This is a genomic window from Sandaracinaceae bacterium (genome assembly GCA_020633055.1).
GTDB lineage: Bacteria > Myxococcota_A > Polyangia > Polyangiales > Houyiibacteriaceae > JADJJE01.
Window position 1 is genome coordinate 200,222 of the sequence record JACKEJ010000009.1, and the last position, 15,270, is coordinate 215,491.

The 15,270-nt window shown below is 70.9% G+C and carries 10 protein-coding genes; 6 read left to right on the top strand and 4 right to left on the bottom strand.

Translation table 11 applies throughout. The features are described 5' to 3' along the window. The first annotated feature begins 75 nt into the window (after window positions 1–75). Window positions 76–1,089, top strand: coding sequence for a hypothetical protein (locus tag H6726_20910; GenBank protein ID MCB9660117.1), 1,014 nt, complete (start codon window positions 76–78; stop codon window positions 1,087–1,089). 83 nt (window positions 1,090–1,172) lie between these two features. Here the strand turns inward: H6726_20910 and H6726_20915 are convergent, their stop codons facing one another. Then, a complete protein-coding gene (locus H6726_20915) occupies window positions 1,173–2,231 on the bottom strand; it encodes a 3-deoxy-7-phosphoheptulonate synthase (GenBank protein MCB9660118.1) in 1,059 nt (352 codons plus the stop codon). Window positions 2,232–2,410: 179 nt separating this feature from the next. Between H6726_20915 and H6726_20920 the strand changes: the two genes are divergently transcribed. Further along, window positions 2,411–4,009: a c-type cytochrome gene (locus H6726_20920; GenBank protein MCB9660119.1), complete on the top strand. Its 1,599-nt coding sequence runs from the start codon at window positions 2,411–2,413 to the stop codon at window positions 4,007–4,009. 1 nt (window position 4,010) lies between these two features. After that, window positions 4,011–7,253, top strand: coding sequence for a cyclic nucleotide-binding domain-containing protein (locus H6726_20925; protein MCB9660120.1), 3,243 nt, complete (start codon window positions 4,011–4,013; stop codon window positions 7,251–7,253). 45 nt (window positions 7,254–7,298) lie between these two features. Here H6726_20925 and H6726_20930 read toward each other — a convergent pair whose 3' ends face one another. Continuing rightward, the gene (locus H6726_20930) at window positions 7,299–8,066 is read right to left on the bottom strand and encodes a hypothetical protein (GenBank protein ID MCB9660121.1); all 768 of its coding nucleotides are present in this window, start codon (window positions 8,064–8,066) and stop codon (window positions 7,299–7,301) included. Window positions 8,067–8,278: 212 nt separating this feature from the next. On the opposite strand from H6726_20930, the gene H6726_20935 reads away from it, so the two are divergent. Then, window positions 8,279–8,869: a hypothetical protein gene (locus H6726_20935; GenBank protein MCB9660122.1), complete on the top strand. Its 591-nt coding sequence runs from the start codon at window positions 8,279–8,281 to the stop codon at window positions 8,867–8,869. Here H6726_20935 and H6726_20940 read toward each other — a convergent pair. Beyond that, window positions 8,851–11,166 carry a hypothetical protein gene (locus H6726_20940; GenBank protein ID MCB9660123.1) on the bottom strand — a complete coding sequence of 772 codons (2,316 nt, stop codon included), beginning with the start codon at window positions 11,164–11,166 and terminating at the stop codon, window positions 8,851–8,853. The two genes, H6726_20935 and H6726_20940, sit on opposite strands and share 19 nt — an antisense overlap. Beyond that, window positions 11,163–13,532 carry an endopeptidase La gene (lon, locus tag H6726_20945; protein MCB9660124.1) on the bottom strand — a complete coding sequence of 790 codons (2,370 nt, stop codon included), beginning with the start codon at window positions 13,530–13,532 and terminating at the stop codon, window positions 11,163–11,165. Before lon ends, H6726_20940 begins: the two co-directional genes overlap by 4 nt. A gap of 276 nt (window positions 13,533–13,808) precedes the next feature. Here lon and H6726_20950 point away from each other — a divergent pair, with 276 nt between their 5' ends. Together H6726_20950 and H6726_20955 are read left to right on the top strand one after the other, a co-directional pair. Then, window positions 13,809–14,039, top strand: coding sequence for a hypothetical protein (locus H6726_20950; protein MCB9660125.1), 231 nt, complete (start codon window positions 13,809–13,811; stop codon window positions 14,037–14,039). A 126-nt stretch (window positions 14,040–14,165) separates the two neighbouring features. Next, window positions 14,166–15,254, top strand: a complete 1,089-nt coding sequence (locus tag H6726_20955; GenBank protein ID MCB9660126.1) for a TIGR04552 family protein — start codon at window positions 14,166–14,168, stop codon at window positions 15,252–15,254. Window positions 15,255–15,270: the final 16 nt, after the last annotated feature.

Below are 15,270 nucleotides of genomic sequence, written 5' to 3' on the forward strand. Positions count from 1 at the left end.
GTCCTGATGGCGTCAGCACTAGGGAGCGGATGCAGCGTGTACGATGCCGGCCTGCTGCCAGGGCCCGATTCGAACATGCCCGATCGTGGACCACCGCGTCCAGACATCGCGGATGATCCGAACGAGACGGGTGAGCTGATTTTCCGCCTCGGCGACGTCCAGCTGAACGGGGAGGTGGACTGGCGGAACGTGGGGAGGAACTTGGACGGTTTCGTCACCACGGCGGACAATCAGGGGCGGCAATGCTCGCCGCCAATGATGCAGGCTGCTCCCGCGGACGGCCCCGGGGGCATCGACAACGCCATGGGACCATTCCTGGGGATCATCGAGTTCCAGTTGGAGTGCCTCGAGAGTCGGCTAGCAGAGTCGCACTTGGCCGGTGAGGGTACACTGATGCTGTGGGTCCAGAACTGGAACGGTGGCCCCAACGACAGCAACGTCGTGGTGTCGTTGGTGGTCGCGGCGGACGCTACGTCACTGCCCGCCAGCGACGTGATGTGGAACAGCACCACACACCGCCTGGTGCTGACCAGTGACGATACCATGGATGCCCCTCCACCCAGCGGCGACCCCACGGACAACTACTACTTGCGTCCGGACAGCTTCTCTGGCGGCTCCAGTCCCATTCCCAAGTTGCGAGACACTTCTGCCTACATCGCGGATGGCATGATTGTGTATTCGCTGCCGGATCGCGGTGAGATTCCCCTCAACGCAGGCTTCGGTAGCCTCATCATCGCCGTCACCGACGGGTTGATGCTGGTGCAGATGAGCGAGAGTCTCGACTCGATCGAGAGCGGTGAGCTTTCGGGGCGCTTTCCGCTTGATGCCCTGCTCGACGCGGGCACGTCGATTGGCATCTGCGAGGGGACGGCACCACTGGTGGAGACGCAGTTCCGGCGCATCCTCGACGTCATGGCGAACGCGGCGCTTCCCCCGAACCCCGCAACGGAGTGTGACGCGCTGAGCCTCGGCATCCCCTTCCGCGGCACCCGCGCGAGTTTTCCTCGCACCTCGGGCGAGCCCACTCGGAGCGGGACCAACCCACCGCTTCCGGACGCCTGCGCCATCGGTGTAGACCCGTGTCCGTAACTCAACTCGTGATGTAGGAGTGAGCCCAGTCCGGCACTCCTTGGCGGCCTTCGAACCGAACGTCGCCACACGGGGTCTTTGTTCTACGCCGTCCGGCGCGCCCTGACCGCGTCGGCCAGCCTCACGAGCGCGGCTTCGCTCGCCTCCCAGCCCATGCACGCGTCCGTGATGCTCTGTCCGTAGGTGAGTGGCTGGCCGTCCACCTGATCCTGACGGCCGGGGACCAAGAAGCTCTCCAGCATGACGCCGCCGATGCTCTGGCTGCCAGCGGCGAGCTGCTGCGCGATGTCCTCGGTGACGGCAGGCTGGTTCTCGTGCTTCTTGCCGCTGTTGGCGTGGCTCACGTCCACCATGATGCGGGTCTTGATCTTGGCCTTGTCGAGCAGCGCCTGAGCGGCCGCCACGGACTCGGCGTCGTAGTTGGGGCCGAGCGACCCGCCGCGCAGGATGATGTGACAGTCCTCGTTGCCCTTGGTGGCGACGATGGCGCTGATGCCCTGCTTCGTGACCGAGAGGAAGTGGTGCGGGTGTACGGCCGAGCCGACCGCGTCGACCGCGATCTGCACCGTGCCGCGGGTGCCGTTCTTGAAGCCCACCGGCATGCTGAGGCCCGAGGCGAGCTCGCGGTGCACCTGGCTCTCCGTGGTGCGCGCGCCGATGGCGCCCCAGCTGACAAGGTCGGCCACGTACTGCGGCGAGATGGGGTCCAGGAACTCGGTGCCGGTGGGGAGGCCCAGCTCCACCACGTCACGCAAGAAGCCCCGCGCCACGCGCAGGCCGCGGTTGATGTTGAAGCTGCCGTCCAAGTCCGGGTCGTTGATGAGACCCTTCCAGCCCACGGTGGTGCGCGGCTTCTCGAAGTAGGTGCGCATGATGACCAGCAGGTCGTCCGACAGGCGCTCGGCGAGCGGCTGCAGGCGCGACGCGTACTCGAGCCCGGCGGCCGGGTCGTGGATGGAGCACGGGCCCACCACCACGATGAGCCGGTCGTCGCGATGATGGAGGATGTCCGCGGCGGCCCTGCGCGCTTGCGCCACGCGCTCTTGACCCGCCTCGCTCACGGCGAGCTCTTCCATGAGGATGGCCGGCGGGATGAGGGGCCGGAGGTTTTCGATGCGCACGTCGTCGGTCCTGCTGAACATAGGCGCACATATAAGGCCCACCGGCGCGAACGTCACGTTTTGGCCATGGACGGCGGGCGAGCGGGCCTCGACTCGCGCCGAGGGGCGACGTCGCGGCGTGATGCGGGTGGAACGGACACACATGCGGCCCGCACCGTCGGCGCTGTGTTCGGGGGCCGCGTCTTGTATGCTCCAGCGCGATGCTCGCACTCGGTCCCCGGCAGCGCGTGGCCCAGGTCACCCTCTTGGTCACCCTCAGCGCGCTCGCGTGCGCCGTGCTCGCCTGCTCCGGTGGAGAGCCCGAGCCCCAGCCGCACCCGCCCGCGACGCCCGGGCCAGGTGACCTGGCCGCCGCACGCGCGGCGTTCGTCGACCAGGCGCTCGCCCAGAACCACGCCAGCTGGCCCGCCGCGGCGCGCACCACGGCCATCACAGAGGGCCGCGCCGCCATCGAGCGCCTGCAGTGCAACCGCTGCCACACCATCGACGACATCGAGCCCTCGTCGCGGCCGACCCACTGCGTCAGCTGTCACCAGTGGCTGGACGGGCTCGAGCCCAGCGACCCCACCTACACCAAGCTGGCGGGGCGCTATGGCGCGCACGTCATGGAGCGCTACCAGCGCAACATCGTGCACTACCTGGGCGTCCCAGACCTGACGCGCGTCGGGGCGCGCCTGCGGCCGGACTGGATCGCCACGTACATCCAGAACCCACACGACCTGCGGCCCATGATGGAAGAGACCATGGTGCGCAGCCAGGTCAGCGAGGCCGACGCGCGCACCATCGCGCGCTACTTCGCGGCCGTCGCGGAGACGCACGACCCCTACGGCGAGCACACCCCGGCACCACCCGCCCAGGCGCCGGTGCGCGCCAGCGCCGAGCGCATCGAGGAGGGGCGCGGCGTCTTCATGCGGCGCGGCTGCACCCTGTGCCACACCGTGGGCAACGTGGACACGGGCAAGACGCGCGCCGACCTGATCCGCATGGGCGCGGTCGCCAAGCTCGCGCCCAACCTGCGCTTCGCACGCGAGCGTATGCGGCCCGAGCTCACGGCGGCCTGGATCCTCGACCCGCAGCGCTTCCACCCGGACACCGTCATGCCGCAGGCCAACCTGACCCCCGCCGAGGCCGAGGCCGTGCGTGACTTCCTCTTCGCGGTGGACCCCCGCCTGGGCCCCACGCCGCCCGTGCCCGAGCTCGTCCTGCCGCCCGCCGTCACGCGCCCCGTCACCTGGGCCGAGGTGAAGGAGAGCACGCTCGGGCGTATCTGCGTGCACTGCCACATGAACGACCACGAGCGCGACAACGGCCCGGGCAACCAGGGGGGCTACGGCTGGCCCGGGGTGGGGCTGCGCATGCGCACGTACGAGACGCTGGTGAGCGGCCAGTTCGAGCGCGGGGCGAGTCACACCGAGGGCACGCGGGTGTCGGTGCTCACGCCGCGCGACCCGGCTGGGATGCCGCTGCTGCTCGAGGCCATGCTGCGCCGCCGCGTCGAGGAGCGCCGCGACCGTGTGGAGGCGTTCGCGGACTACGAGCTGCCGCCCGACCACGGCACCGAGAGCCTGGGCATGCCCATGGGCCTCCCCAGCATCCCCGACGCCGAGCTCGCGCTGCTCCGCGCGTGGATCGAGCAGGGGTGTCCAGGGCCGACGGAGATCACGGGCATGCCCGGCATCGACGACGGCTTCCTGGTGCCGGACGGACCCATTACGGTGAACCACGGCTGTGGCCAGCGCGAGCCCGCGCAGGCGCGTCCCAGCTGGTCCACCCAGCCCCCTCCGACCTGGGCACACTGACATGAGCGCGACGGTGGCGGCCGGGCAGAGCCCCTGGGTCGACCGCGTCGCGCGGGGCGTGGCCAGCGCCCTCTCCATCCCCGAGGGCAGCGGGGCCCGGGCGCTGCGCATGCTCACCTTGATCTTCAGCATGAGCGGCGCGCTCGTGCTCATGAAGGCCGCGCAGTCAGGGCTGTTCCTGGCGGCCTTCCCGCGCACCGCCATCCCGTGGGCGTTCGCGGCGAGCGCCGTCACGCTCGCGCTGGCCAGCTCGCTCTTGGTCGTGTTGGCCCCCCGCATGGGCACGGTCCGGCTCGCACGCGCAACCGTCGCGGGCAGCGCGGCGGCGCTGGTGGCGCTGTACGCGCTCATCTGGCTCGACGCGGCCGTCGTGCACTTCCTGCTCTACGTGGTGATCGAGGCGGCCAGCGGCGTGCTGGTGATTCAGGTGTGGTCCGTCGCGTCCGCCGCCACCGACGCCCGCAGCGCGCGCAAGCTCATGCCCATCGCCGGCATCGGCGCGGGCTTGGCGTGGACGGTGTTCGGGCTGTTGGTGCGTCCGCTCAGCGCGTGGGTGGGGAGCGAAGGGCTCCTCTTGATCGCCCCGCTGCTGCTCGCGCTGTGCATCGCGCTGATCCGTGCCATGACAAAGCACGACATCGCGGACGGGCGAGACAGTCAGCGCGCGCGTGTGTCCCTGCTCGAGAGCTTCCGCGACGGGTTCCGCTTCGTGGGCTCCCAGCCGCTCATGCGCCTGCTGACCGCGCTGGCGGTGCTGTCCCTGATCATCGAGCAGTTCATGGACTTCCACCTGATGAGCCTGGCGCGCACCACGTACCAGGACGCGGACGCCATCTCGTCGTTCTTCGGCACGTACTTCGCGGTGACCAGCCTCATCAGCCTCGCGCTCCTGGCTGGCCCCGCGGGGCGCATGCTCGGATCGCTCGGCGCCACGCGCTCGCTGCTGCTGTTTCCGTGTCTCATCGTCGGGCTCGCGCTGGTCGCGATCCTTCTCCCTGGGCTCACCACGGCCGTGCTGCTGCGCGGCTGCGCGCGCGTGCTGAAGCAGTCCATCTGGTCCAACTCCACCGAGCAGCTGCACACTCCCCTCTCGGGCGTGCGCCGCGGTCAGGCGCGCAGCGCCATCCGGGGGGTCATCGCGCCAGGCGGCTACGCGGTGTCGGCGCTCTTGCTGGCGGCGCTGCCGAGCTCCGCTGACCCGCGCATCGTGGCGACGCTGGCGCTGCTCACGGCCGCGACGATGGCGTGGCTGATCGCCATCTATGCGCGTCGCACGTATACGCAAGCCCTGCACCAAGCCGTGGACCAGCGGCGCTGGGAGATCGGCAGCCCGCGTGCGCGGAAGAGCGCCGAGCTGGACGCCGACACGTACAGCGCGTTCCGCGAGGAGCTGCTGGGCGACGACCCCGAGCGCGCGGCGCTGGCGGCCGAGATCCTCTCGGGCACCGACGGGCGCAAGAGCGCGGAGGTGCTGAGCGTGGGGCTGCGTCACCGCAGCAGCGACGTGCGCCTGACCGTGGCGCGTGGCCTGACGCGCACCACGGGCTTCGTGACGGCCACCGTGGCCGCGCACGTGGCGCAAGAGCCAGAGGCCATCGTGCGCCTCGCGTGCGTGCGCGCGCTGCGCGCCAACCTCGAGCCGGACGAGCAGACCGTCACGGCCCTCGAGGGGCTGATGAACGACGAGGATCCGGAGGTCAGCGCGGCCGCCCAGGTGGGGGTGCTGGTCTGCAGGCTCGAAGGTGACGAGCTCGGGCAGGCGCTCCTGCCGCTCCTCACGGGCGGCCCGGCGGCGGGGGCGACCGCGAGCGCGACCGTGTCGGTGACGGGCGAGACGCTGGCTTCGGGGGACACGCTCCGCGCGAGCGCCCGGCTGCGCGAGGCCCTGGACGCGCTGGACGCCGACAGCATCGAGGCGCGCGGGGTCCAGACGACGCTCAGCTTCATCCTCGAGCGCGGCGACCCCGAGGCGCGCATGACGGCTGCGTTCGCCGTCATCCGCACGGGCACGCTCAGCCTGCTCCCGGACGTGGTGCGGTTGCTGAAGGACCCGCGTACGGCGCCTCCCGTCGCGCGCGCCCTGGTGGACCTGACACTGGTCGACGGTACCCCGGCGAGCGCGTCGGGGCCCGACACGCTGGCCGCCAGTCTCAGCCGCATCGCCAGCCGCATGGCGCGCGACAGCGTGGCGCCACCCGCGGAGGCGCTCGTGCTGCGGCTGCTGTCCCATACCGACGTGGACATCCGGCGCAGCGCCACGCAGGCCCTCGGCCAGAGCGTGCGTGATGGTCGTCACCCCGCGTTGGCGGCGGCGTCGGTGCTCCCCCTGGTCGAGCGCGACGCCACGCCCGCATTCGCACGCTTCAGCATCCTCGCAGGCCTCGCGCGTGACGATGGCAAGGTCGACTGGGAGGTGGAGGAGGTCTTCGCCCCGCTCGTGCACGAGCTGGAGCTGGGCATCGAGCGTGCGCGCCAGGACGTGCTCGCGCTGCTCCTGCTCCGCGGGAAGCGCCGGCTGGTGTCGGCGGTGAGCGTCGCCCGCCGGCGTCCTTCGGCCAACCGCGACGCGCAGGTGGCCGAGCTGCTCGAGATGGACCTGGACCCCGTGCTGACCCCTTGGGTGGTGCCGCTGTTCGAGCGCCTCTCGCTGCGCGAGCGCGTTGCGGCGGCGCGCGCGCTCGGCGCTTTGAACGAAGACGCGGTGGACGACCCGCTTTACGCGATCGTCGCGCTGGGGGATGATCTCCTCACCGGCGTCGCGCGCCTCTGCTACGGAGACCGCTTCCTCGCACGTTTCGCGGACGCGGTGGACGACAGCATGGTGCCCTTGTTCGAGAAGATGCGCTTCCTGCGCAGCGTGCCGCTCTTCCAGGAGCTCGCGGGGGAGGACCTGCGGCGCCTGGCCGAGATGGTGGACACCGTGCAGTTCGAAGCGGGGCACGTCGTGTTCGAGACGGGCGACCCCGGCGACGCCTTGTATGTGGTGCTCGAGGGTAGCGTCGCGATGATGCACGGCGACGTCGAGCTCGCGCGCATGGGCGAGCGGGAGTTCTTCGGCGAGCTGGCGCTCTTGGACTCCCAGCCCCGCAGCGCCGACGCGCGCTGTCTCTCGCCGACGCGCCTCATTCGCCTGCGTGGTGCGGACCTCGACGAGCTGATGACGAACCGACCTGCCGCGACGCGCGAGATCGTGCGCGTGCTCGTCAAGCGGCTGCGCGAGACCGGGCGCCGCATGCAGAGTTGAGCGTCCCGCGCTCGCGCCCTCCATGTGCGTCTGGCCGTGGTCAACTCAGCGGACGCGCACGTTGGCGTCAGGGGAGCGCTGGCCGTTGGCGCTCACGAAGAACACGGTCACGTCCGAACCCGCCGAGACCACTTCCCCTGGGGCGCGTGGCTGGCACCGTCCACCGTCCCCGCTGAACGTGAACGTCCTCTGTTCCGGGGACTCGATGGCGACACCGAAGCCGTCCCCGCGCGGCGCCTGACCAGCGGCGGCCGCGTGGCGCACGATCACCGCGTACGCGCCGGCTGGAGGAGGCTGCGCCAAGCTGAGCGAGTTGTAGGCGCTCGCCGTGCTGCGCCCGCGTCGCGTCTGGACCGTCTGCGAGGGGTAGTAGCGCAGGCTCGGGCTCGCGGGTGCCGCCAGTGACGGGCCGTCTTCGCGTGCCATCGAGAAGGCGCGTTGCGCGCTGCCAGCGTGAGCCGTCAGGCGGCCGCGGTGCGGGGTGGCCGGGCGCAGCAGCACCCACCCCGGGGCGAGCTCCTCGCGCGTGCTCCGCAGCGCCCGGCTCCCGCGGCGCAGTGACTCGAGGGGGGCCGCGCCGTGGGGCGCAAAGACGTTGCCCTCACCCCGGCCGTTCGCCAGCGTCGGCACGAACAGCACACCCCCGTCGGCCGGCAGCGCGCTGTCCGCGGCGGCTGCGAACCCGACGCTGTAGTGCCGCAAGGTGGCGCACGCGCCCGCCCTGGCTCGCGGCGCCGCGACGGAGAGCGAGCCCATCACGCACGCCAACACACCGACCACCACCGCCCACTTCGCTGCGCTCGACTTCATCATGGCTCTCCGTGTTCGCCCGCCATCCGGGGTGAGACCGCGACAGTGTGCGCGACGCACGCCGTTGCGCCCATGTCCCACTTTGGGGGTAGTGAAGCATGGCGCCCACTTGCGCGTCGGTGCAATGTCCGCACACTTCGAGAGATAGGATGACTGTGTTCCCCCTCACGAATACCCCAGCCTCATTCCGTCGGCACTGTTCTGCCGTCGCCGCCTTGCTCTGCGGGTTCGCGCTCCTCGCCTCCGTACCATCCGCGGCGGCTGCCCAGAACGACCTCACCTCCGCCGAGCGGGAGCGGCTCCGACGCGGTGAGCTGGTCACCCGACCCGCGCATCGCCGCGTCGGCGGACAGGTGACGTTCGGTGGCACCAGCTACCAGATCATCCAGGCCCCGCTCGCCGAGGTCTGGCGCGCCTTGAGCGATACCCGGCGCTACCCAGACATGCTGCCCCAGGTGCGCAGCGCCAGGCAGGTGGGCCAGACGGGCCAGAGCCGCGCCGTGGCGCTCCGCCACCAGCGCGGCCCCGTCGACATCACCTACGTCATGAACTTTCTGTTCGAGCGCGGGACGCACACGGTGCTCTTCACGCTCGACGAGACGCGGCATCACGACATCCGGGCGGGCTGGGGCTTCATCCGCCTTGCCGCGCGCGGCGCGGATCGCACCCTGGTGAGCTTCGGCGCCATGGTCGGCATCGACAGCGGCGTCGTCAGCGCGGGCATGCGTCCCACGCTGCAGGAGTGGCTGCTCAAGGTGCCCCTCACCATGAAGTGGTACATCGACCGTCAGCGTCGCGCGGCCTGAGGGCGTCGGAACGCCGCGCGGGCACGCCAGTACGCGGTGAGGGTGGTGAGCGCCGGGTCATCAGCCATGGGGCCCCGTAGGTGTGCGTCCAGCTCGTCCCAGCGCCCGAGGGCGTAGAGCGTCATCGCGAGCATGCGGTGGTGCTCCCGGGTCAGTGACGGAAGCGGCAACCCCCGTCGCGCCGCTTGATGGAGGGGACGCAGCGCCGCAGCGTACTCGCCTTCGCCCATCAGCTGCCGGGCTGCCAAGTAGGGCGCGAGCCCGTCGCCGCGTACGGCCTCGAGGGCTTGGGTGAGCTGCATCGCCCGCGCGGGCCCTACGGCACGCCCATGGTCGCCCAGCAGCAGCGACCGGAGGATGCGTGCCTGCTCGCGGGATGACTGCAGCGCCAGCAGCTTGACCTCGATCTGGCGTCGGCTCGCTTCGTCGGGCTGCAGCGGTAGCAGGGCGACGTATGCCGCCGCGGCCTCCTCGAACGCGTCGCGCGCCAAGAGCGCGTCAGCCAGGGCGGCTGCGGCGTAGGCCTCGAAAGCTTTGGGGGCGTCGTGCTCTCGCAGCCACGTGAGGCCCTCCTCCGCTCGTGCGAAGCGTCCGCTGCGCGCCTCGACGCCCACGGCGTACGCGCGCGTGCTGAGATCGTTCGGATCGATCGCGAGTAGCTCCCGACAGGTCCCGCGCGCGCTCTCGAAGTCGGCCGCGCCCAGGTCGCCAGCCAGCGTCGCGCGGAGGCGTGCCACGCGGTGTGGGCAGACCGTCTCGAACACGCTCCCCCGCGTCAGCCGCAGCGCGACCAGGTCGAGCGCCCCGTCCGGCAGCACGATCGCGCGCAGGTGCGCGTGCCAGCCGGCCTCGAGCTCGCTCAGGGAGGCGCGCGTCACCCCCTCGACGCGCCCTAGGCGGTGCACCGCGCGCAGCGTGTCGACGCCTTCGCGCGCCCGCAGGTACCGCACGAACGAGCCCGCGGCCGAGTAGGCTCGGCGGGGCTCGAGCTGCCCGAAGCCGAGCCCGAGGAAGTCCCTCGCAGCCGGCAGCGCGTCATGGGCGAGCAGCCCAGCGGACCACTCGTCGGGTGTGAGCCCGTCGCGCTCGTCCCAGGCCACGGCGACGGCGACGCCCTCGATCAAGCCCGGGTTCGGGAACCAGCCTGCGAGGGTGGCGGACACGGCGAACGGCCCGCGCGAGGCGTAGGCCGCGATGGCGTGCACCACCTCGTGCGCGAGCACTGGGTGCGGCCAGCCGCCGAGCTGCAGGTGCACCTCGTCGCGCCACGGCTTCGCGATGAAGGTGGCGCCGGCGCCCATGAGGCGGCGCTTCTCCTCGGCGTTGCGGTAGAAGAACGCGTGCACCGGGCGCGTCGCGTGCACACCCAGTCCGGCCTCGGCCTGGGCCACGCTGAACTCGCAGTCGTCCAGCAGCCGCTGCGCGCTCTCGACCGGCAGCTCGCGTGGCGTGTGCAGGACACACGCGTGGCCGGGCAGCACCCGCCCCAGCTGCTCGTCGATGTACGTCCGCGTCGAGGCGTGGCCCAGCTCGGGCGCGTAGAACACGGCCAGCCCGAACCCGGCCACCGCCAACGCGGAGGCGAGCGCGAGTCCACGTTGACGCAGCGCCAGCCCCACCCGAACCGCGCCCGTGGTCGCGTCGCGCGCCGCGACCCACCCCCCGAGCAGGCCGAACGTCAGCGCTCCGGTGATGGCACGCTGCGAGACGTAGGTCGCCGTGAGCGCGACGTCCTCGTCGTAGATGGTGCCCGGGAACCAGCCAGCGTAGGCGCCGTAGATGCTGATGGTGGGCGTCGCCCAGAAGCGCAGAACGCCCACCGCCAGCGCCCCGATGGGGAGGAGCGCGGCGAGCGAGGACGCGACGCGGCGTCGCCGTGCTTCGCGCCACGTCACCCGCCCCAGCGCGAGCGATGCCACCCACACGCCGGTCGCGGCCGCCAGGAGCACACCGACGAGCGGGCCCAAGAGCATGAACGTGAGCCCCTCGAGCGGCGTGCACTGACGAACGCGCAGGCTGCCAACGGCGAGCACCAGCGTGGGCGCAGCCCACAGGGCGACGGCGCGTTGGAGCACGACGTGGAGCACCTCACGCGTGTCGCACGCCCGCCACCGCAGCGCGTCCAAGGCCGAGCAGGCCGCCACCGCGGGCGGCAGCAGGAGACCCACGCCGAGCGCGCTCTCGACCCCGTGGACGGCGGTCAGCCGCGAGGCAGACAGGCCGAGGCCGACGCATGTCGCGTAGGCCAGGGCCCCCGCGAAGGCGCGCCCACCGCTCCCGCGCGCGAGGCCGCTCACGCGGGTAGGGCGGCTTCGAGGGACACCTCTGGCGCGGGTTCACAGACCAGCGCCAGCACCTCGTCCACGTGGTTCACCAGCCGCACGTCGAGCGCGTCCAGCACCTCGCGGGGCACCTCTTCGAGGTCTGGGGCGTTGCGCGCCGGGAGCACCACGCGCGTCAGCCCCTCGCGGTGTGCGATCAGGCAGCGCTCCTTCACGCCCGTGATGCGCAGCACGGTGCCGCGCAGCGTGATCTCGCCCGCCATGCCGACGTCCGTGCGCACCTTCTGGCGCGTCAGCATGGTCGCGAGCGCGGCGTACAGCGCGATGCCTGCGCTGGCGCCCTCCTTGGAGACGGCGCCCTCCGGGAGGTGCACGTGCACGTCGATCTTGGACAGGAAGTCGTCCGGCACCCCGAGCGTCGCCGTGCGCGAGCGCACGTAGGTCAGCGCGGCGGCCACCGACTCGCGCATGACGTCGCCCATCTTGCCGGTCTGGTGCAGCTTGCCGGTACCTGCCATGCGGGTGGCCTCCACCAGCACCAGCCGCCCGCCCGACGCGCTGTAGGCCAGCGACGTGGCGTGCCCCGGCGCGGGCACGCGCGGAGCCTTCGTGCGCCCACCACGGGGGCCGCCGAGGATCTGGCGCACGTCGGCGGGCGTGGCGTTGAGCTGCACGTCCTCGCCACCAGCGAGCCGCACGGCCACCGCGCGGCACAGGGCGGCGATGTGTTGCTCCAGCCGCCGCACACCTGCTTCGTCGGTGTAGTCCTCGATCACGCTGTCCAGCGCGTCGTCACGCAGCTCCAGCCGCTCGGGCGTGAGCCCGTGGTCGCTGAGCTGACGCGGCATGATGAACTTCGCGGCGATGTGGCGCTTCTCGTCCAGCGTGTAGCCGGGCAGCTCGATCACCTCCATGCGGTCCAAGAGCGGCCCCGGGATGGTGTCCATGCGGTTGGCCGTGGCGATGAACATCACGGAGCTGAGGTCGACCGGGACCTCCAAGTAGTGGTCGACGAACGCGTGGTTCTGCTCCGGGTCGAGCACCTCCAGCAGCGCGCTGCCGGGGTCGCCGCGCTGGTCGCGCCCCAGCTTGTCGATCTCGTCCAGCACGATGACCGGGTTGCGTGACTTGGCCTTCTTGAGCCCGGCCACGATGCGCCCAGGGAAGGCGCCCACGTAGGTGCGCCGGTGGCCACGGATCTCGGCCTCGTCCGACACGCCGCCCAGCGACACGCGCACGAATTCGCGTCCGGCCGCATGCGCGATGGAGCGCGCGAGGGACGTCTTGCCCACGCCTGGCGGTCCCACGAAGCACAGGATGGGCGCCCGCCCGTCACGGCGCAGTCGGCGGACCGCGACGTACTCCACGATGCGGCGCTTGGGGCGCTCGAGCCCGTGGTGGTCCTCGTCGAGCACGCGGCGGGCTTCACCCACGTGCAGGCGGTCGGGGGTGGACTTGCTCCAGGGCAGGTCGGCCAGCCACTCCACGTAGGCGCGCGCCACGTGGTACTCGGAGCTGGCGGAGTTCATCAGGCGCATGCGCCGGAGCTGTTGCCGTGCGGCCTTGTCGGCCTCGAGGGGCATGTCCGCCATGGCCACGCGCTCGCTGAGGGTCTCGAGGTCGTCCTCGTCGTCGGTGGGCTCGCCCAGCTCCTGCTTGATGCGCTTGAGCTGCTGCCGCAGCAGCAGCTCGCGCTGCGAGCGGGACATCTCCTCCTGCACCAGCGTCGAGATCTCCCGCTTCACACGGAACACTTCGCGCTGTCGCTCCACCAAGTCGATCACCATGCCGAGCCGCATGGACACGTCCAGCATCTCCAGGACAGCCTGCTTGACGTCGTTCGAGACCGACACGTTGGCCGTCACCAGGTCCGCCAGCGCGCCCGGCTCGACGACGTTGTCCAGGATGCGCGCCGCCTCACGAGGCTGGCTCGGGAGGTGTTCGTACAGCGAGCGCGTGGACTCGCGTAGTCGAAGCGTCAGGGCGTCCAGCTCGGCGTCCACCGCGGGCGGCTCGTGGATGCGCTCCACGCGCGCGCTGAGGCACGGCTGGCGACCGAGCGGCTCGAGGATGCGCATGCGGCTGACCCCTTGCAGCACCACGCTGTACTGCCCGGTTCCCAGCCGGATGACCTTCAGCACGCGCGCGACGGTGCCCACCCAGTGCACTTCGTCGAAGGTGGGATCCTCCGTCTCGGGACGCTTCTGCGCGACCACCGCGATCACCGGCCGCTCCCCGCCGCAGGCCGTTTCGATCAGGCGCACGGAGCGGTGGCGCCCGACGTTGACGGGCACCACCGATACCGGGAACAGCACCGAGTTTCGCAGGGGGAGGATCGGCAGGACGCTCTCGCTGCCGTCTGGGAAGAGTGAGTCGGCCATTGGCGTGCGAGTCACGATATCGGCGCCGGCGCTGGTAATCCAGTGAAGTTTTGAGCAGATAGGCACTCTGCCCGGCGGGAGGGTGGCCTCCCCCGAGTCCTGACCCCACGTCACCCGCTTCGTGGTCGTAGACCACCCCCCCGATTTCTGTTAGAGACTTGACCACGCGCGACCCCATGTAGGACAGTCACCGACACGTAGGGCGTTGTAACTCTGTGTCGACCCCCCCTGCGCCTCCCCCCGCCTCTCACGAGGCTGCGCGAATCGAGAGGTCCCATGACCGCAATGAGACTCACCAAGCCGACCCTCCCCCTGACCGCCACGCTCGCCCTGCCGCTCGCGCTCGCGGGCTGCAACGGCGCGTTCCTCGGCAACTTCTTCGTGCTCGGCGTCACGGTTGCCATCTTCTTCGGGACGCTCTCCCTCGGCCGCAAGTCCGCGCCCACCAGCGCCGACAGCTCGGCAGCCGACGCCTCACGCTCCACACGCCCCATCCAAGACGCCTAGCCGCCCGTTTTCGAGTCATCCCTTCCCTCTCGCTGGCAGCTAAGCCCGTGCCGGGCGACGCCCTGACGATGTACACTCTCCGGCGAACGCTCGCGGGAGACCAACTCTCGGGTGCGCCCCTGCGCGATGGTCACCACCCCTCCTAGCCTCGATCAAGCCTTCACGGTCGCCGACCTCGAGGCCATCCGAAACCTCCTGTCTGGCGGCTCGGTCATCGACTGGCGCAAGCTGATGTTCGAGTCCGAGGCCGAGGCGGTCGCTTTCGTCGCCGCGAACGAGCTGGACCTGTCGGACCCCGCGGACGTCACGCGCATCGACTCCGTGCGCAACGAGGCGGTGAAGTATCTTCGGCGGCACTTCGACTTCCCGGTGCCCGCGCCCGTCGCGAACGCGGACCTGGTGACGCTGCTGATGATGGCGAGCGGCAAGGGACACCGGCAGCTGTGTGCCTGCACGGTGCTCAAGGTCATGCACACCATCCACCACCTCGAGGCGCGCGAGCTGCTGTTCCAGCTGCCCGTCTCGAACGAGGAGGTCTTCCACCTGGTGGAGCAGAAGGTCTACCGCGTCATAGGGCGTGCGCTGGCGGATGGCGCGCCGATCGTCGAGTTCATCGGCGGGCGCAAGAACAAGGACTCGCTGTACACGAAGCTGCTGAGCAAGTCCGAGGCCACCGCCGCGCAGATCTACGACAAGCTCCGCTTCCGTGTGGTGACCCGCTCCACCGACGAGATCTTCGGCGTGCTGCGCATGCTTCAACGCGAGATCCTGCCGTTCAACTACGTCATCCCCGAGCAGAGCACCAACACCCTCTTGCCTTTCGACACGCACTGCGCGTCGCAACCCGAGCTGCGGGCCCTGCGCGCGCGGATGCAGTCCTTCGAGGAGCCCGACGTGGAGCGCGAGCGCGAGAGCCTGGTGGACAACGAGTTCACCGCGCCCACCTACCGCGTGGTGCACTTCGTGGCGGACATGCCCATACGCTTGTCGGACGCCCGGTTGGCCGCGGCCCCGCCGGCCGCGTGGACGCTGGGGCGCATCATCTTCGTGATGGCGGAGTTCCAGGTGATCGACACCGAGACCGACGCGCACAACGAGATTGGCGACGCCAGCCACTCGGCCTACAAGGTGCGGCAGCGCACGGCGGTGATGCGCCGCCTCAAGCTGGGCAAGCCGGGCCTCGTGGTGCCGAGCGAACCCAAGCGCGACGACTGACGCGATCCGTCCGTGG